15 protein-coding genes are annotated in these 17,649 nt (G+C 71.3%); 5 read left to right on the top strand and 10 right to left on the bottom strand.

The features are described 5' to 3' along the window. The first annotated feature begins 236 nt into the window (after window positions 1–236). Window positions 237–2,291 carry a phosphocholine-specific phospholipase C gene (locus OG734_RS06510; RefSeq protein ID WP_330286502.1) on the top strand — a complete coding sequence of 685 codons (2,055 nt, stop codon included), beginning with the start codon at window positions 237–239 and terminating at the stop codon, window positions 2,289–2,291. A gap of 76 nt (window positions 2,292–2,367) precedes the next feature. Next, window positions 2,368–3,261, top strand: coding sequence for a phospholipid scramblase-related protein (locus tag OG734_RS06505; protein WP_330286501.1), 894 nt, complete (start codon window positions 2,368–2,370; stop codon window positions 3,259–3,261). Window positions 3,262–3,289: 28 nt separating this feature from the next. On the opposite strand, the gene OG734_RS06500 is transcribed toward OG734_RS06505, so the two are convergent. Further along, complete coding sequence (locus tag OG734_RS06500; protein ID WP_330286500.1) at window positions 3,290–4,324, bottom strand: DMT family transporter; 1,035 nt, start codon at window positions 4,322–4,324, stop codon at window positions 3,290–3,292. After that, on the bottom strand, window positions 4,321–5,118 hold the full coding sequence (locus OG734_RS06495; protein WP_330286499.1) for a phosphatase PAP2 family protein: 798 nt from the start codon (window positions 5,116–5,118) through the stop codon (window positions 4,321–4,323). Before OG734_RS06495 ends, OG734_RS06500 begins: the two co-directional genes overlap by 4 nt. Window positions 5,119–5,368: 250 nt before the next feature. Here OG734_RS06495 and OG734_RS06490 point away from each other — a divergent pair, with 250 nt between their 5' ends. Further along, window positions 5,369–5,983, top strand: a complete 615-nt coding sequence (locus OG734_RS06490; RefSeq protein WP_330286498.1) for a TetR/AcrR family transcriptional regulator — start codon at window positions 5,369–5,371, stop codon at window positions 5,981–5,983. Between the two features lie 163 nt (window positions 5,984–6,146). Here OG734_RS06490 and OG734_RS06485 read toward each other — a convergent pair whose 3' ends face one another. Next, a complete protein-coding gene (locus tag OG734_RS06485; protein ID WP_330286497.1) occupies window positions 6,147–7,139 on the bottom strand; it encodes a DUF2510 domain-containing protein in 993 nt (330 codons plus the stop codon). Between the two features lie 376 nt (window positions 7,140–7,515). Between OG734_RS06485 and OG734_RS06480 the strand changes: the two genes are divergently transcribed. Then, entirely contained in the window at window positions 7,516–10,197 is a 2,682-nt protein-coding gene (locus OG734_RS06480) for an ATP-binding protein (RefSeq protein WP_330286496.1), read from the top strand. A 233-nt stretch (window positions 10,198–10,430) separates the two neighbouring features. Here OG734_RS06480 and pcaDC read toward each other — a convergent pair whose 3' ends face one another. Genes pcaDC through OG734_RS06445 form a run of 7 tightly spaced genes read right to left on the bottom strand, consistent with a single transcriptional unit; the run spans window position 10,431 to window position 16,893 of the window. Then, a complete protein-coding gene (pcaDC, locus tag OG734_RS06475) occupies window positions 10,431–11,573 on the bottom strand; it encodes a bifunctional 3-oxoadipate enol-lactonase/4-carboxymuconolactone decarboxylase PcaDC (RefSeq protein WP_330286495.1) in 1,143 nt (380 codons plus the stop codon). After that, window positions 11,570–12,931, bottom strand: coding sequence for a 3-carboxy-cis,cis-muconate cycloisomerase (pcaB, locus tag OG734_RS06470; protein WP_330286494.1), 1,362 nt, complete (start codon window positions 12,929–12,931; stop codon window positions 11,570–11,572). The genes pcaDC and pcaB overlap by 4 nt, the downstream gene beginning before the upstream one ends. Further along, on the bottom strand, window positions 12,928–13,500 hold the full coding sequence (gene pcaG, locus OG734_RS06465; protein ID WP_330286493.1) for a protocatechuate 3,4-dioxygenase subunit alpha: 573 nt from the start codon (window positions 13,498–13,500) through the stop codon (window positions 12,928–12,930). Before pcaG ends, pcaB begins: the two co-directional genes overlap by 4 nt. Beyond that, window positions 13,500–14,273 carry a protocatechuate 3,4-dioxygenase subunit beta gene (gene pcaH, locus OG734_RS06460; protein ID WP_330286492.1) on the bottom strand — a complete coding sequence of 258 codons (774 nt, stop codon included), beginning with the start codon at window positions 14,271–14,273 and terminating at the stop codon, window positions 13,500–13,502. The genes pcaG and pcaH overlap by 1 nt, the downstream gene beginning before the upstream one ends. A 9-nt stretch (window positions 14,274–14,282) precedes the next feature. Continuing rightward, a complete protein-coding gene (locus tag OG734_RS06455) occupies window positions 14,283–15,485 on the bottom strand; it encodes a thiolase family protein (RefSeq protein ID WP_330293586.1) in 1,203 nt (400 codons plus the stop codon). A gap of 5 nt (window positions 15,486–15,490) precedes the next feature. Continuing rightward, window positions 15,491–16,138: a CoA transferase subunit B gene (locus OG734_RS06450; protein ID WP_330286491.1), complete on the bottom strand. Its 648-nt coding sequence runs from the start codon at window positions 16,136–16,138 to the stop codon at window positions 15,491–15,493. After that, on the bottom strand, window positions 16,138–16,893 hold the full coding sequence (locus tag OG734_RS06445) for a CoA transferase subunit A (RefSeq protein ID WP_330286490.1): 756 nt from the start codon (window positions 16,891–16,893) through the stop codon (window positions 16,138–16,140). The genes OG734_RS06450 and OG734_RS06445 overlap by 1 nt, the downstream gene beginning before the upstream one ends. 229 nt (window positions 16,894–17,122) lie before the next feature. Between OG734_RS06445 and OG734_RS06440 the strand changes: the two genes are divergently transcribed. Then, the gene (locus OG734_RS06440; protein ID WP_330286489.1) at window positions 17,123–17,587 is read left to right on the top strand and encodes a MarR family winged helix-turn-helix transcriptional regulator; all 465 of its coding nucleotides are present in this window, start codon (window positions 17,123–17,125) and stop codon (window positions 17,585–17,587) included. Window positions 17,588–17,649 lie beyond the last annotated feature (62 nt).

Raw genomic sequence — 17,649 nt, 5'->3', positions numbered from 1 at the left:
ACGGGTATGTCAGGACGTCCCAACAAAAGGCCCGGGAGTTGGGTGCGGAAGGCCGTGGGGGTTCGTGGGGGTTTCTTGGGCAGGGCTTGGCCTGCCCCTCATCTCACGTACCGATGACCTTCACTCCGATGCCACCGGACCCTTCCGTGCCGTTCGGTACCCCTGGGAAACTCCAGACGCGCGCACTCCGTCACGTTCCGCTCATCGCCGTCCTCAGGACGAGAGGTCCTTCACCCATGCCCGATGTCAACCGGCGCCGCTTCCTCCAACTCGCGGGCGCGACCACGGCGTTCACCGCGCTCTCCAGCAGCATCGAGCGCGCCGCCGCCCTCCCCGCGCACCACCGCACCGGGACGATCGAGGACGTCGAGCACATCGTCGTCCTCATGCAGGAGAACCGGTCCTTCGACCACTACTTCGGTTCGCTGCGTGGCGTCCGTGGCTTCGGGGACCCGCACCCGGTCGCCCAGGTGAACGGCAAGTCGGTCTGGCACCAGTCGGACGACACCTTGGATGTGCTGCCCTTCCGCCCGGACGCCGACGACCTGGGGCTGGCCTTCATCCAGGACCTCCCGCACGGCTGGAGCGACGGGCACGTCGCCTTCAACAACGGCAAGTACGACAAGTGGATCCAGGCCAAGTCGTCGACGACCATGGCCTATCTGAACCGCAAGGACATCCCGTTCCACTACGCGCTGGCCGACTCCTTCACCATCTGCGACGCGTACCACTGCTCGTTCATCGGCTCCACCGACCCGAACCGCTACTACATGTGGACGGGCTACACGGGCAACGACGAGCTGGGCGGCGGCCCCGTCCTCGGCAACGACGAGGTGGGGTACAGCTGGACGACGTACCCGGAGCGCCTCGAAAAGGCGGGCGTGTCCTGGAAGATCTACCAGGACGTCGGTGACGGGCTCGACGCGGCCGGCTCCTGGGGCTGGATCCAGGACGCCTACCGGGGCAACTACGGCGACAACTCGCTCCTCTACTTCAATCAGTACCGTGATGCCAAGCCCGGCGACCCCCTCTACGACAAGGCCCGCACCGGCACCGACGCCCGCAAGGGCGAGGGCTTCTTCGACCAGCTCAAGGCCGACGTGTCAGGGGGCAGGCTGCCGCAGGTCTCCTGGATCGTCGCCCCCGAGGCCTTCACCGAGCACCCCAACTGGCCCGCGAACTACGGCGCCTGGTACATCGCCCAGGTCCTGGACGCACTCACCTCCGACCCCGAGGTGTGGGCGAAGACGGCCCTTTTCATCACGTACGACGAGAACGACGGCTTCTTCGACCACCTCGTGCCGCCGTTCCCGCCCCAGTCCGCCGCACAGGGCAAATCGACGGTCGACGTCGGCCCGGACCTGTTCAAGGGCGACAGCAGCCACGCGGCCGGCACCTACGGGCTCGGGCAGCGGGTGCCGATGCTGGTCGTCTCGCCCTGGAGCAAGGGCGGGTTCGTCTGCTCCGAGACGCTCGACCACACGTCGATCATCCGGTTCATGGAGAGCCGCTTCGGCGTGCACGAGCCCAACATCTCGCCCTGGCGGCGCGCGGTCTGCGGCGACCTGACGGCCGCTTTCGACTTCTCCCACAAGGACACCAGGCCGGTGGCCCTCCCCGACACCGACGGCTACCGGCCGCCGGACAAGGACCGCCACCCGGACTACGTCCCGACCCCGCCCGTCCACCCGGTCCTGCCCCGGCAGGAGCGCGGCCTGCGCCCGGCCCGCCCGCTCAAGTACGCCCCGTACGTGGACGGTTCGGCCGACCCGGCGGCCGGAAGATTCACGCTCGCCTTCGCCTCCGGCACCCACGCCGGCGCCGCCTTCCTCGTCACCTCCGGCAACCGCACCGACGGTCCGTGGGCGTACACCACCGGAGCCGGCAAGTCCGTCTCCGACATCTGGAACTCGGCGTACTCGAAGGACGCCTACGACCTGACGGTGCACGGCCCGAACGGCTTCCTGCGGGTCTTCAAGGGGCGGGGCAAGGGCGCCGTCGGACCGGAGGTGACCGCACGGCACGTCGGTGACGACCTGGAGCTGACCCTCGCCAACAAGGGCTCCAAGACAGTGGGGTTGAAGCTGAGCAGCGGCTACGGGGGACACACGCGCACGATCAGGGTGCCGGCCGGGGCGACCGTGCGGCACCGGGTGGGCCTGGGGGCCAGCAAGCGCTGGTACGACCTGACCGTCACCTCCGAGGCGGACGCGTCGTTCCTGCGCCGGTTCGCCGGGCACGTGGAGAACGGCCGGGCGGGTGTGAGCGACCCCGCGATCGCGACCTGCTGAGGGGACGGAGAAGCGAACCGGGGCACCTTGACCGGGACATGGTTGCGACTCGGCCACGCCACGGTAGTGTGCCCCGGTGACCACGCAATCGAACATACCTGCAGGTTGGTACCCGGACCCCCACGGAGCGCCCCAGACGCTCCGGTACTGGGACGGTTCCCAGTGGACCGACCACACCAACACCGACCAGCAGCAGGCGCAGCAGCCCCAGGCCCAGCAGCCGCAGGCGGCGCCGGTTCAGCCGTCGCAGCAGGGATTCGCCCAGCCCCAGAAGGGGTTCGGGTCGGCGCAGCCGACCGCCGGTGGCGACCAGCGGGTGCAGCGGCAGGTGCAGCAGCAGGCCGGGGTGGTGGCGGGCGGGGCCGGCGGCGGCACGTTGTTCAGTGAGCCGGTGCTGGTGGTGAACCAGAAGGCCAAGCTGATCGAGCTGACCAACGAGTACAAGGTCATGGACCAGCAGGGCCGGGACCTCGGCTCGGTCGTCCAGGTCGGACAGAGCGCACTGAAGAAGATCCTGCGCTTCGTCTCCAGCCTCGACCAGTTCATGACGCACAAGCTGGAGATCCGGGACGCCCACGGGCAGCCGGTGCTGCTGCTGACGCGCCCCCGGAAGTTCATGAAGTCGCGGGTGATCGTGCAGCGTCCGGACGGTTCGCCGGTCGGTGAGATCGTCCAGCAGAACATGATCGGGAAGATCAACTTCGCGATCAACGCGGGCGGTCAGCAGGTCGGTGCGATCAAGGCGGAGAACTGGCGGGCCTGGAACTTCGCGATCGTCGACCACGCGGAGAACGAGGTCGCCCGTATCACCAAGACCTGGGAAGGTCTGGCGAAGACGATGTTCACGACCTCGGACAACTACGTCCTGCAGATCCACTACCAGCTGCCCGAGCCCCTGCTGAGTCTCGTGGTGGCGACGGCGCTGACCGTCGACACGGCACTGAAGCAGGATTCACGGGGCCTGGGCTGACGGGTCGGTTCACAGCCGACCCGTCGGTTCAAAGTGACGTGAGGTGCCCCGGCTCCGACGGCTGCCGGGGCATCAACGACGGTTCGACGGGCGCCGAACGGGCCTCCAGTGCGAGAACCCACGCCACCGGATGTTCCTCGCCGTCCAGAACCGAAGCCGCGGCCGAAGCCGCCGCCGAAGCCGAAGACGGAATCACGACGCGCTCCGGAGAGACCGGCACGGGAACAGGGTCGGAAACCTGGTCCGGCGTCGACCGCGACAGCGTCACCACACCCCATCCCGCCAGCCCCGCACCCACCAGCGCCAGGAGCAGACCCGCGGCGCCGCCCTGGAGCCGCTCACCGAGCAGCGTCAGGCCGATCACCGCCGCGGCGACCGGATTGGCCAGCGTCACCAGGGCCAGCGGACCGCCGAGACCGCCCCGGTAGGCGGTCTGGGACAGGATCAGGCCGCCCGCCGCGAAGGCCGCGACCAGCAGCGCCACCCCGATCACCTGCCAGCTCAGCAGCGGACCCGAGCTGTCCGTCGCCGCGACCGTGACGGTCTGGGTGAGCGCCGAGGCCACCCCGGACGCCATGCCGGACGCGCTCGCGTGCCGCAGGCCGGGCCGGGCGCCGGGGCGGGCCAGCACCCCGATCAGGACCATCGTCGTACCCGCGACCGCGACGGCCGCCGGGAAGCTGAGAATGTCGTCCGGCGCCGGACCGGACGCCGTGACCAGGATCGCCGCCAGGCCGAGCAGCGTCAGTGCCGTACCGCGCCACTCCACCGCGCTGACCCGGCGCCCGGCGACCCGCGCGCCCAGCGGCACCGCGGCGACCAGCGTGAGCGCGCCCAGCGGCTGCACCACCGTGAGCGGACCGTACTTGAGGGCGACCACGTGCAGCAGCGCGCCCGCAGCGTTGAGCAGCACCGAGCCCCACCATGCGCCGGTCGCCAGCAGCCGCCCTATCCCCGCGTCGGCGTTGCGGGAGGCAAGCCGTTCCTGGGCGACGGCCGCGGCGGCGTAGGCGACGGCGGAGAAGAGGGAGAGGACGACGGCGGCGAGCGTGGCGGCGTTCATCGGCCCGCTCCCACGAGGACGGGCTCGTCGACCGGGGCGAGCCGGCTGCCCTGACCCGCGGTCGACTCGGTGCGGTGCGGCAGGTGGACGACCGCGAGGGCGATGCCCAGCAGGGCCGAGGCCACGATCGCGTCGAGCCAGTAGTGGTTCGCCGTACCGACGATCACCAGCAGCGTCACCAGCGGGTGCAGCAGCCACAGCCAGCGCCAGCGGGAGCGGGTCGCGACGATCAGGCCGACCGCCACCATCAGGGCCCAGCCGAAGTGCAGCGACGGCATGGCCGCGAACTGGTTGGACAGGGTGTCGGCCTCGGGTGAGGCGCCGTAGACCGTCGGCCCGAACACCTGGCCGGTATCGATGAGGCCCGCCTCGCCCAGCAGCCGCGGCGGGGCCAGCGGGAAGGTGAGGTGGATCACCAGGGCCGCCCCGGTGACCAGGGCGAGGACCCGGCGGGCCCAGACGTAGTGGGTGGGGCGCCGCAGATAGAGCCAGACCAGGAAGGCGACGGTGGCCGGGAAGTGCACGGTCGCGTAGTAGGTGTTCGCGAAGTGGATCGCGGTGTCGCTGTGCACCAGCGCCGACTGCACGGCTCCCTCGCCGGGGAGGTGCAGGGCCCGCTCCCAGTCCCAGACGTGACGCGCGTTCTGGAAGGCCTCGGCGGAGTGCCCGGTCGCCAGCTGCCGGCCGAGTTTGTAGACCAGGAACAGCCCTGCGACCAGCAGGAGTTCACGGACGAGCGGCGGCCGTCGTATACCGGCGGGTTCCGCCTTGGCAGGCTCGGTGCGGGCTTCCATCCCCCGACCCCTTCGGTAGTGCGTTATGGGCGTGAACTCGTCTGGACGGGCGCTCAGCTCATCGATACGTTGGTGTACCGATACGAGAGTGTACCGAAACGAACCCGTTCCGGTACACTAGCGTTTCGATGGACTTACGACACACTGGAATCGGGAATAAGCCACCGGGTCGCCCGACAGGAACGACAACCGGAGCACCAGGCCACCAGAACACCGCAACGCCGGATCAACAGGGACAGGGAGCGCAGTCATGACGTCGCAGGCCGCGGAGGGACCGGAACCGGTCGTCGCCTCGCGCCGCTCCAAGATCACGCCGGAGCGTGAGCAGGAGTACTTCGACGCCGTGCTCGTCCAGATCCGCGAGTGCGGATACGAGGCGCTGACCATGGAGGGCGTCGCCGCCAGCGCGCGCTGCAGCAAGTCGACGCTCTACCGGCAGTGGAAGACGAAGCCGCAGTTCGTGGCCGCCGCGCTGCGCGCCAACCGGCGCGCCCGCTTCGCCGACGTCGACACGGGGACCCTCGCGGGGGACCTGCGCGCGGCGGCACGGGCGGCGGGCGAGTGGTCGGGACACGACACCCAGCTGATGCAGGCCCTCGGTCATGCCGTCATGCAGGACCCGGAGCTCCAGGAGGCGCTGCGTGAGGCGCTCATCGAACCCGAGCTGTGCGCGTTCCGCGAGATGATCCGCCGCGCGGTCGAGCGGGGCGAGGTGCCGGCCGACCATCCGGCGCTGGAGTACGTACCGGCGCAGATGATGGGCGTCCTGCGTGTCCGTCCGGTCCTGGAGGGACAGTACGCCGACCCGGACTACCTCATCGGATTCGTGGAGGCCGCGGTGCTGCCCGCACTCGGCGTCACCTGAGACGCAGGCCGCCGTCCGTGGCATGACCGGACGGTGACCTGTCCGCGCCGACCCGTGGGGACGGGGGCGGCGCGCACCCCCCGGCCGGGTGGGGTTCCTCTTGAGCGGAGAGGCGCCCCACCCGGCCGATCCACTGCCGCAGGACCGGGTGCGGATCGACGGATCAGACGTCCTGTCCGCTGCCGCCGGCCGACGAGACCTTGATGCCCGCCGTGATCGAATCGATCACCGACTCCTTCTGGTCGGCGTCGATACCGAAGCGGACGACGACGATCTGCCGGGGATTCGACGGCGCGGGGAAGGCCAGCGACTCGACGATGCCGTCGGCGCCCTTGCTGGTGACCGCCTTCCAGCGGACCAGATAGCCCTTCTGTCCGGCCACGGTCACCGCCTTCGCGGCCAGTACGTCGTGCGAGGTGATCTTCCCGTAGGTCGTACCGCCGTAGGACTCCTCGGCGTTGGCCTCGATGTCCGCCTTGGCGACCGCCTCGGCCGTGCTGCCCGACGTGCCCAGCGCCAGCGCGGGCGCGGAGTACGCCCCGCCCTTCGTGCACGTCTTCGTCGTGTCGCCCGGGCACTTGTACGAGCTGTCCGAGGTCACCTGCCCGCCCACGGCGATCGACTGGCCGTACCAGCCATCGGGTATGGGGATGCTGATCCCGTTGATCGCGTCGGGCACGGAACCGCTGTCGATCTTCGGGCTCTCCGAGGGCTCGGACTGCTGCGGATCCGGCGTCCGCCCGCCCGGGCCGCCGCCGGATCCGCCACCGGGGCCGCCCTGACCGCCGCCGTTCTGACCGCCGCCGTTCTGGCCACCGGCCCCGCCCGGCACCTGCGGCGAGCCCACGCTGTTGCCGCTGCCGCCGTCGTCCTTGGTCAGCGCGTACACGCCGCCGCCTATGCCGGCGAGGACGGCGATCGCCACCGCGACGGCTATGCCTGTGCGCAGCCCGCGCCGGGTGCCCGTCGGCGGATGCTCCGGGTACGCCGGATACGCCCCGCCGGAGGCCAGCACCGGCGGACCCCAGTCGGCGGCCGAGCCCTCGGAACGAGTCTGTTCCGTCCATGCATTACCGTCCCACCAGCGCTCGGTGGCGGGGCCGTCACTTGTCTGCCCGGGGTCGGGATACCAGCCGGGAGGAGTCTCCTGCGTCATGCCCCCACCGTATGAGGCTCGTGTGAAAGGCGGATGAGAGGAGTCCCCTTTGCGCCGGGAACGGCGCAGAAAAGCGGGTCGAGATGCTCAGATAACGGGATACGAGAGGTCGGGACACGAGAGGTCAGGCCTCTTCCACCACCGGCCGTGACGCAGTGGACGCGTGCCTGAGCCGTGACGGAAAACTAGCTTCGTTTCGGGGGCTGTTGACTGTCGACAACTTTCACGACGGCTGGTGGCAGGCCCGCCGCGTCGCCCTGCCGCGCGCCCTGTCACTCGTCCCGGCGGCGTCTGGGCGGACCCCCCTCCAGATCGGCAGCCGGACGGCTAGTCTCGAGTTCTGTACGTCGTTCAGGCGACTTGGGGAGGTAGCGGGATGACGGAGGAACGGCCCGGGGCGGCCGGCTCTGCCGCCCTGTGGGAGCGCGAAGCACAGGTCGCCGCCGTCGAGCAGGCGATCGAAGCGTTGTGTGTCGACAGCTCCTCCTCGGGCAGTCTGCTGCTCTTCACCGGCGAGCCGGGCTTCGGCAAGACCGCGCTGATGGCCGAAACCCGGCGTATCGCCGAACAGCGCAACTGCACGGTGTGGTCGGTGCGCGGTGGCGAGACCCTCCAGTCCGTCCCCTTCAACGTCGTACGACAACTGCTGCAGCCCGCGCTCCTCTCGCTGATGCCGGAGGAGGCCCGCGAATACCTCGGCGACTGGTACGACATCGCGGGCCCCGCCCTCGGCATCACCGAACCCGGCGACCGTCAGGCCGACCCGCAGGGCGTGTGCGACGGCCTGGTCGCGGCCGTACGGCGGCTCGCCAAGCGCGACTGGCCGCTCGTCCTGCTCATCGACGACGCCCACTGGGCCGACCAGGAGTCCCTGCGCTGGCTGGCCGCGTTCGCCGAGCGACTCGACGACCTGTCCATCCTGGTCGTCGTCGCCCGCAGGCCCGACGAGGCCACCGGTGAGTGTGTCGACTACCTCGAATCGGTCGCCCAGGCGGCCGGTCCCGTCGACGCGCTCGACGCCCTGACCCCGGCGGCCGCCGCCGGCCTCACCCGCGCCGCCCTCGGCCCGCACGCCGACGCCCCGTTCTGCCGCGAGGTGTGGGCGGTCACCGGCGGCAACCCGTACGAGACCGTCGAACTCCTGGCCAAGGTCCAGGACGCCGGACTCGCCCCGGTCGAGGCGTCCTGCGGCAAACTGCGCGCGCTGAACAACTCGGCACGCGGCGGCGGCCTCGTCGCCCGTCTTCAGGAGCTGGGCGTCGCAGCCACCCGCTTCGCCCAGGCGGCGGCCATTCTCGGCTCGGGCATCACCGTGGACCTCGTGGCACGGCTGGCCACTCTGGGTCCCAACGAGGCCTACCGCTGCGCCAACCTTCTCTGCACCGAACGCATCCTCGCCGAGCCCGTCCTGACGGCCGGTCAGGTCACCGACAGCGAGCTGGAGTTCGTCCACCCGCTGATCGCCACCGCCGTCTACGACGCCATCCCGGACGGCATGCGCACCGCCATGCACGGTATCGCCGCCCAGGTCGTCACCGAGTCCGGGCGCGGCGCCGCCGCAGCCTCCCACCACCTTCTCCATGTCTATCCGGACGACGACGAGGAACTCGTCGAACAGCTCCGCGAGGCCGCCCGCGAGCACCAGGCGGTCGGCGCCCCCGACGCGGCCCGCCGCTGTCTGGAGCGCGCCCTGCTGGAACCACCCCGGCCCGAGAGCCACGCGCAGGTGCTCTACGAACTGGGCTGCGCCACCCTCCTCACCGCGCCCGCCACCACCATCGGACATCTCCAGACCGCGCTCGCGATGCCCGGCCTGGAAGGCTCCCTCCGCGTCGACGCGATCGTCCGGCTCTCCCAAGCCCTGCTGCACAACGACCAGTTGGAAGAGGCCATCCGCACGGTCGAGACGGAAGCCGCCCGGCACGAGCCGGGGCCGGCGCGGATGCGGCTGCAGGCCGTGCACTTCATGTGGGAGGGCATCTACGGGGGCGACGTGCCCGCGTCGGGCCGCTCCGAGCGTCTCGCCGGCCTCGCCCGCCCCTGCACGGGCCGGGACAACTCCGAGCGCGCGCTGCTCATCCTGCGCGGCTTCGACGCCATGACCCACGGCGAGAACGCCGAGGAGGTCGTGGAGGTGTGCGACCGCGCCCTCGTCAACGGCCGCCTCGCTCCAGGACTCGGCTGGACCGACCCCGAGTGGGGCATCGAGCTGCTGATGATGCTGGCCTGTGCGTACGTCTACACCGACCGCCTCGACCGCGCCGAGTCCCTCTTCATGGACGCTCTGCGCGCCTACGAGACGGCGGGCTGGAGCGGCGGCCACCTCTCCCTCGCCCATGCGTACGTCGGTCTCGGGCATCGCCGGCGAGGCCGTCTCAGAGAGGCCGAGACGTCTCTGCGCGAGTCCCTGCGCCTCGCCGAACGGGTCGGGCGCGGTCTGCCCCTGTACTGGTCGGCGACCTGCAACCTCGTCGACACGCTGCTCGCCCGCGGCCATGTCGAGGAGGCCTGGGCGATCGCCGAGCAGTACGGATTCGCCCCGCCCTACCCGTCCACCATCGTGCTGCCCGAACCGCGCGCCGTCCGCGGCCGGCTGCTCATCGCCGTCGGCCGTACCAAGGAGGGCATCAACGAACTGGAGGCGGCGGAGAAGGCGGCGACCACGCGGGGCTTCCACAACCCGGTGCTCGCCACCTGGGCCGTCGACCTTGCCCGGGCCCTGGCCACGGAGGACCCGCTGCGGGCCGCCGTGCTGGCCGCCGACGCCCGTCGCCACGCCGAACGCTTCGGTACGGACACCGCCATCGGCGAGGCCCTGCGCTGCGCGGCGGCCCTGGAGACCGGCCAGCGTGCGGTACGCCTGGCCGCCCAGGCGGTCGCCTACCTGGAGGCGTCACCCTGCCAGTACGAACACGCGGCGGCCCGCGTCGAGTACGGCATCGCCGCCCGCTCGGTGGCCGAGATCCAACGCGGCCTGACGCTGGCCAAGTCGTGCGGCGCGGACGGCCTGGTCGCCCAGGCGCGGGAGGTCCTGGAGACGGGACGGGGACTGCGCTGACCCGCGGGGCCCGGACTCCCGGGTCACGGGCGCCTGACCGACCGGGCCGAGTGCACGATCCGTGAGGGCGCCCGCCCGGAGCGTCGGCAGCAGGGCGCGGCTGAGGACGACCGGCGCGAGGTGGTGACCGGCGAGCCGCAACTCGTGCCCGTCGACGCTCAGTCGACGGTCGGCGCTGGTGAACCGGCCCCGACGTCCGCGTTGTTGACGGGCACGCCGAGGCTCGGCAGGGTTCAGTGTCCCGAACCGTCCGCCGCCTCGCCGTCCTCCTCGGCCAGTACGCGCTGCGCCGCCGCGAACGCCGAGTTGGCCGCCGGGACCCCGCAGTACACGGCCGTCTGGAGCAGCACCGCGCCGATCTCCTCGGGGGTGAGCCCGTTGCGGCGGGCCGCGCGGACGTGCATCGCCAGCTCGTCGTAGTGGCCGTGGGCGACCAGAGCGGTGAGCGTGATCATGCTGCGTTCGCGGCGGGTGAGCGTCGGGTCGGTCCAGATCTCGCCCCACGCGTAGCGCGAGATGAAGTCCTGGAAGCGGGCGGTGAAGGGCGTCTGCCGAGCCTGCGCCCGGTCCACGTGCGTGTCGCCGAGCACCTGTCGGCGCACCTCCATGCCCCGCCGGGGTGCCGTCCCGAAGTGCGGGCGCAGCGCGGCCAGTACGGCCTCCGGGCACTGCGCGACCGCCAGATGCGAGGCGCCCGCCAGTTCGACGAGCGTGGCCCGCGGCACGGCGTCCGCGATTTCCCGCAGATGCGCCGGGGGAGTGGCCGGGTCCTGCCGCCCGGCGACGAGCAGCGTGGGCGCGCCGATCTCACCCAGCCGGTCGCGCAGGTCGAAGGCGCCCAGTGCGTCGCAGCAGGCGGCGTACGCGTCCGGATCGGCGTTCCGGTGATCCGCGACCAGCTCCGGAACGGTGAAGCCGGGCGTGAACCAGCGCGCGTCGGCACTCTCCGCGAGTCCGGCCAGCCCCTCGCTTCGCACCAGCGCGGCCCGCTCCTCCCACGGCTTGCTGCCGTTGAAGTGGGCCGAGGAGCAGAGAACGGCGAGCGACGACACCCGCTCGGGGTGGTGGACGGCCAGATGCAGACCCACCGCACCGCCCAACGACACGCCCGCATAGGCGAATTGGTCGATCCCGAGCGAGTCGGCGAGCGCCAGCACGAGCGCGGCCAGATCACCGACGGTGGCCCCGGGCCCGATCAGACCGGGCGCCGAACCTCCGTGCCCGGGCAGGTCCCAGCGGACCACCCGGTGGGTGACGGACAGCTCGGGTGCCACCTTGTCCCAGAGGGCGTACGACGTCCCGAGTGAGGGTCCGAGCAGGAGCGGGGGAGCGGTGGCTGAGCCTTCGACGCGGTGGTGCAGCAGCTTGTCGGTCACGGTCGCTCCAGAGCACGGTCGGTGAGGGCGCCGGCGGAGCCGGTGTAACTGGCGGGGTCGGTCAGGTCGTCGAGGGGTAGGTCTTTCAACTCCGGCTCCTCGGCGAGGAGTTCGGCGAGCAGTCGTCCCTCCGTGTAGGCGCGGGCGGCGACTTCGGTGAGTAGGGCCTTCGCGCGGGCCCGGCCCAGCACCGGCGCGAGTTCGGCGGCCAGCCGCTCGGAGACGATCAACCCATGGGTGAGGCCCAGGTGTTGGCGCATCGTGTCGGCGTGGACCCGCAGCCCCTCGGTCAACTCCACGGCGTCCCGGGCGGCACCCCCGGCGACCCGGAGCAGCTCCCTGAGCGGCTCCCACTCGGCGTGCCAGGCGCCGGCCGGCCGCTCGTCCTCGGCGACGAGCGCGCCGTACAGCGTGGCCGCGAGGTGCGGCGCGCGCCGGGCCGCGGCGGCGATCAGCGTCGACCGCACGGGATTGGCCTTGTGCGGCATCGCCGACGAACCCCCGCCGCTGCCCTCGGACACCTCGGCGAGCTCGGTACGGGCCAGCGTCAGCACATCGGCGGCGACCTTCCCGAGGGCGCCCGCCGTGAAGGCGAGCGCCCCGGCGAGATCCGCGACCGGGGTGCGCAGGGTGTGCCAGGGCAACACCGGCTCGACGAGGCCGAGTTCACGGGCGTAGGCGGCGACCAGGGCCCGTGTGTCGACCGGCGCGTCGCCCGCGCCGAACACGGTGAACGCGGCCAAGGTGCCTGCGGCGCCCCCGAGTTGGGCAGGGAGGCGGTGGCGTACGGCTGTCAGACGGTCCCGTGCGTCGAGGACCAGGGAGCGCCAGCCCGCCGCCTTCAGGCCGAAGGTCGTCGGTACGGCGTGCTGGGTGAGCGTGCGGCCCGGCATCGCGGTGTCGCGGTGGTCGGTGGCCAGGCGGGCGAGGGCCCGCGCGGTGCGGTCCAGGTCCGCGAGGGCCAGGTCCAGGGTGCGGGCGGCGACCAGCATCGTCGCCGTGTCCAGGATGTCCTGGCTGGTCGCACCCCGGTGGACGTACGGCCCGTACTCCGCGCCGACCGCCGCCGTCAGGTCCGCGACCAGCGGGATCACCGGGTTGCCGCCTGCCCGGGCGCGCAGCGCGATCGACCGCACGTCGAAGGCGGCTGCCCTGCGGGCCGCAGAGTCGACCGCCGTGGCCGCTTCTTCCGGCGCCAGCCCCAGCCCGGCCTGCGCGCGGGTCAGCGCGGCCTCCGCGTCGAGCAGGGCCCGCAGATACGCGGTGTCGCTCGTCGCGGAGGCCGCCGGGGATCCGGCCCACCCGGGGGAGAGCAGGCCGGTGTCGGCGTCGGACTCGCCGGTGGAAGGTGGTGTCACTCGAACTCCAGGAAGACCGTTTCGCCCTCGCCCTGAAGGCGGATGTCGAAACGGTACGTGCGCCGCTCGCCCTCGGCGGCGACCAGCGTGGCGCGCCGCTGTGCCGGCAGGGAGTCGAGCAGCGGATCGGCACCGTCCGCCAGATACGCGCGCGTGTACAGGTGGGTCAGCAGACCGCGCGCGAACACGCACACGCTGATGTACGGCAGACCGGCGTTGCCCGGCGGCAGCGTGTACAGCGCGTAGTGCCCGTCGGCATCGGTGGCGACCCGTCCGAAGCCCGTGAAGTCGGTGCCGTTGCGGCCCAGGAAGCCGCCGGTGACCGGGTCGCGACGCAGCGAACCGGGGGCGCCGGCGAGAGACCCGTCGGGCGCCGCCTGCCAGAACTCCAGCAGGGCGTCCGGGATCGGGTTGCCCTCGCCGTCCAGCACGTACCCGTGGAGGGTGATCGTGTCCGGATGGCCCTTGGGTGCGACCTGCTCGCCCTCGGGGAAGGGGAGCGCGTAGCCGTAGAAGGGGCCGACGGTGTGGGAGGGGGTGGGGAGAAGGTTCTCGGGGGAGACGCTCATCAGTCGCGGCCTTCTTCGATCCAGGTGGCGGAGGGACCGTCGAGGACGATGTCCCACTCGTAGCCGAGCGAGAACTCGGGCTGGGACAGGTCGTGGTTGTACTCGGCGACCAGACGGCTTCGGGCGGCATCGTCGGTCACCGAGCGCAGGATCGGGTCGTAGCGGAACAGCGGGTCGTTCGGGAAGTACATCTGCGTCACGAGCCGCTGGGTGAACGCCGTGCCGAAGACCGAGAAGTGGATGTGCGCGGGCCGCCAGGCGTTGGTGTGGTTGCGCCACGGGTACGCGCCCGGCTTGATCGTGGTGAACCGGTACCGCCCCTGATCATCCGTCAGGACCCGCCCCACGCCGGTGAAGTTGGGGTCGAGGGGCGCCGGATGCTGGTCCCGCAGATGCGCGTACCGGCCGGAGGCGTTGGCCTGCCACAGTTCGATCAGCTGACCGCGTACGGGCCGCCCGTCCCGGTCGAGGAGCCGTCCGGAGACGGTGATGCGTTCGCCGAGCGGCTCGCCCTGGTGCTGGATGGTGAGGTCGCTGTCGATGTCGGTGATGTCGGTGACACCGAACACCGGCCCCGACAGCTCGACCGTCTCCGGGTCCCCGCCGCTCACCGCGACCAGCGGCTGCTTCGGGTAACGCAGCACCGAGCTGCGGTAGGGGGCGTAGTCGCGCGGCGGATGGTTCTGTACGGGGGCGCCTTCGGCGACCGCCTTGTCGTAGGCGTCCTGGAGGTCGCCCATCTCGTTGTCGATGTCCGACTGGGTGAGAGCCATGGGGGGTTCCTAGCGTTCGAGGACGAGGGCGAGGCCCTGGCCCACGCCGATGCAGAGGGTGGCGACACCAACTCCCGTGCCCTTGCGGGCGAGTTGATGGGCTACGGTGCCGGCGAGCCGGGCACCGGAGGCGCCGAGGGGGTGTCCGAGGGCGATGGCACCGCCCTGCGGGTTGAGGACCGCCGGGTCGAACTCGGGCCATTCGGCGACGCAGCCGAGGACCTGGGCGGCGAACGCCTCGTTCAGTTCGAGAGTTGACAGGTCGTCAAATGTCCTGCCCGCCTTGGCGAGTGCCCGGTTGACGGCTTCGACGGGGGCGAGGCCGAAGTAGTCCGGGTCGATCGCCGAGACCCCGGACGCGGACACGCGGGCGAGGGGCTCGCGGCCGGTGGCCTTCAGGCCCTCCTCGTCTACCAGGAGGAGGGCGGCGGCGCCGTCGTTGAGGGGGGAGGCGTTGCCCGCCGTGACCGTGCCGCCTTCCGTACGGAAGGACGGCTTGAGGCGGGCCATGGCCGCCAGGGACGCGTCGGCGCGTACGCACTCGTCGGCGGCGAAGGCGACCGGGTCGCCCTTGCGCTGCGGGATCGTCACGGGCGCGAGTTCGGCGTCGAACAGGCCCGCCTGCTGCGCTGCGGCGGCCTTCTGGTGGCTGGCGAGGGCGAACTCGTCCTGCTGCTCGCGGGTGATCTTGTGCTTGTCGGCGATGAGTTCGGCGGACTCGCCCAGCGGGATGGTCCACTGCGGGTCCATCTTCGGGTTGGTCATGCGCCAGCCGAGCGTGGTCGAGTACAGCTCGGTGTGCCCGGCGGGGAAGGGCCGGTCGTTCTTGGGCAGGACGTACGGGGCGCGGGTCATCGACTCCACTCCGCCGGCCACGGCGATGGAGGCGTCCCCGACCGCGATGGCCCGGGCCGCCTGGATGACCGCCTCCAGGCCGGACGCGCACAGCCGGTTGACGGTGACGCCGGGGACCGAGGTGGGCAACCCGGCGAGGAGCCCTGCCATACGGGCGACGTTGCGGTTCTCCTCGCCGGCGCCGTTGGCGTTGCCGAAGTAGACGTCCTCGATGAGGGAGGGGTCCAGGCCGGGCGTGCGGGCGAGGAGTTCACGGATGGCGTGGGCGCCGAGATCGTCCGGGCGGATGCCGGCCAGGCCACCGTTGTAGCGGCCGATCGGGGTCCGTACCGCGTCGACGATGTAGACGTTCTTCAGACTGCTCACGGCTGGATCTCCTCGGGGACGCTGACCTTCGCGGCCGTCTTCGCCACGATCTCCTCGACCGTGACACCCGGCGCGGTCTCGACGAGCACCAGCCCGTCGCCGGTGACATCGAGAACACCCAGATCGGTGATGACCCGGTTCACACACGCCTTGCCGGTGAGGGGCAGTTCACACTGCTCCAGGATCTTCGGCGAGCCGTCCTTCGCGGTGTGCGTCATGACGACGATGACCGTGCGAGCCCCGTGCACGAGGTCCATCGCCCCGCCGATCCCGGTGATCAACTTGCCCGGGATGGCCCAGTTCGCCAGGTCACCCCCGGCGGACACCTGCATCGCGCCCAGCACGGCGACGTCGATGTGCCCGCCCCGGATCATCCCGAAGGACAGCGCCGAGTCGAAGAAGGAGGCGCCCGGCAGGACGGTCACCGTCTCCTTGCCCGCGTTGATCAGGTCCGGGTCGACCTGGTCGTCGGTCGGGTAGGGGCCGGTGCCGAGGATGCCGTTCTCCGACTCCAGGATCACCTCGACGTCGGCGGGCAGGTAGTTGGGGATCAGCGTCGGGAGGCCGATGCCCAGGTTCACGTACTGCCCGTCGCGCAGTTCACGCGCGGCCCGCGCGGCCATCTCTTCCCTGTTCCAGGCCATCAGCTGCTCACCGTCCGCTGCTCGATCTTCTTGTCGGCCGCCTGCTCGGGCGTCAGAGCGATCACCCGTTGCACGAAGATGCCCGGCAGATGCACGGCGTCCGGGTCGATCTCGCCGGGCTCGACCAGTTCCTCGACCTCGGCGACCGTGATCCGGCCGGCCATGGCCGCGAGGGGGTTGAAGTTGCGGGTGGCCTTGTTGAAGACGAGGTTGCCGTGCCGGTCGCCCTTGGCGGCGCGGACCAGCGCGAAGTCGGTACGGATACCGTGCTCCAGCACGTAGTCCGTGCCGTCGAACTCCCGGACCTCCTTCGGCGGCGAGGCCAGCGAGACGCCGCCGGAGCCGTCGTACCGCCAGGGCAGTCCGCCCTCCGCGACCTGCGTACCGACCCCGGCGGGCGTGTAGAAGGCGGGGATGCCCGCGCCACCGGCGCGCAGCCGCTCGGCGAGCGTGCCCTGCGGGATCAGCTCGACCTCCAGTTCACCGGCCAGATACTGGCGGGCGAACTCCTTGTTCGCGCCGATGTACGAACCGGTGACACGGGCGATCCGGCCCGCCGCCAGCAACACCGCGAGGCCTGACTCCATGGCCCCGCAGTTGTTGGACACCACCGACAGGCCCGAGACCGCGCGCTCGTACAGCGCCTGGATCAGCACGTTCGGCACACCGCTCAGCCCGAAACCGCCCACCGCGAGCGACGCGCCGTCCGGCACATCGGCCACCGCCTCCAGGGCTGTGGCGACCACCTTGTCCATCCGTGAAGCCCCATCTCTTCATCTCTGCCGAGCGCAATTACTCAGGGCACTGAGTACTTCAGCGAGGCTCCTTCACGCTGCCACTCGATGCTCGCGTCGTCAAGAGACAGCGGAACATGTCAGGTGGAGGCTATGTGTCAGGGCAGGAGACAAGGGTGGTGGCGTGCCGGTACCGTCAGTACACAGACGGAATTCATTATCCGACGCAGACAGACCCCCAGGAGCGGACATGGCCGCGGTGGACCTCTCCACCCACCCCGGGCACCTCGCCCGGCGACTGCAGCAGGCGCACTACCTGCTGTGGAACACGATGGTCTCCGAGGAGATCACCTCGCCGCAGTTCGCGGTACTGAACGCGCTGGTCGGCGAACCGGGCCTGGACCAGCGCACGGTCGGGGAGCGGGTGGGCCTCGACCGCTCCACGGTCGCCGAGGTCGTCAGCAGGCTCGGCCGCCGGGGCCTCATCGACAAGGTGCGCGACCCGGAGGACGGCCGTCGCTCCCTGCTGCGCCCCACGGACGAGGGGGTGCGCACGCACCGCAAGCTGACCGTGCGGACGGCCCGGATGAACCAGGTCTTCCTGGCCCCGCTCTCCGCCGACGAACAGACCGTGTTCCTCGAACTCATCCAGCGTGTCTCCGACGCGGCGGAAGGGCTGCGCAACCCGGCGGAACCGCTCGCTTCCCAGCGCTGACAGCACCCCCGCAGCAGGCCGGGTCCGCTCAGCGGACCTGGAGCGGATACCGTGCGGGGGCG

Source organism: Streptomyces sp. NBC_00576, from assembly GCF_036345175.1.
GTDB lineage: Bacteria > Actinomycetota > Actinomycetes > Streptomycetales > Streptomycetaceae > Streptomyces.
The sequence above is the reverse complement of the archived record's forward strand: the minus strand, read 5'-3'. Positions and strand labels throughout refer to the sequence as shown.

Bases quoted from the DNA above. Each gene is read 5' to 3' on its own strand.
- pcaG (WP_330286493.1), bottom strand. From the start codon at position 13,500: ATGAGCGTCTCCCCCGAGAACCTTCTCCCCACCCCCTCCCACACCGTC.
- OG734_RS06440 (WP_330286489.1), top strand. From the start codon at position 17,123: ATGGCCGCGGTGGACCTCTCCACCCACCCCGGGCACCTCGCCCGGCGA.
- pcaH (WP_330286492.1), bottom strand. From the start codon at position 14,273: ATGGCTCTCACCCAGTCGGACATCGACAACGAGATGGGCGACCTCCAG.
- OG734_RS06500 (WP_330286500.1), bottom strand. From the start codon at position 4,324: ATGAACGCCGCCACGCTCGCCGCCGTCGTCCTCTCCCTCTTCTCCGCC.
- OG734_RS06450 (WP_330286491.1), bottom strand. From the start codon at position 16,138: ATGGCCTGGAACAGGGAAGAGATGGCCGCGCGGGCCGCGCGTGAACTG.
- OG734_RS06485 (WP_330286497.1), bottom strand. From the start codon at position 7,139: ATGACGCAGGAGACTCCTCCCGGCTGGTATCCCGACCCCGGGCAGACA.
- OG734_RS06480 (WP_330286496.1), top strand. From the start codon at position 7,516: ATGACGGAGGAACGGCCCGGGGCGGCCGGCTCTGCCGCCCTGTGGGAG.
- OG734_RS06445 (WP_330286490.1), bottom strand. From the start codon at position 16,893: ATGGACAAGGTGGTCGCCACAGCCCTGGAGGCGGTGGCCGATGTGCCG.
- OG734_RS06510 (WP_330286502.1), top strand. From the start codon at position 237: ATGCCCGATGTCAACCGGCGCCGCTTCCTCCAACTCGCGGGCGCGACC.
- OG734_RS06490 (WP_330286498.1), top strand. From the start codon at position 5,369: ATGACGTCGCAGGCCGCGGAGGGACCGGAACCGGTCGTCGCCTCGCGC.
- OG734_RS06495 (WP_330286499.1), bottom strand. From the start codon at position 5,118: ATGGAAGCCCGCACCGAGCCTGCCAAGGCGGAACCCGCCGGTATACGA.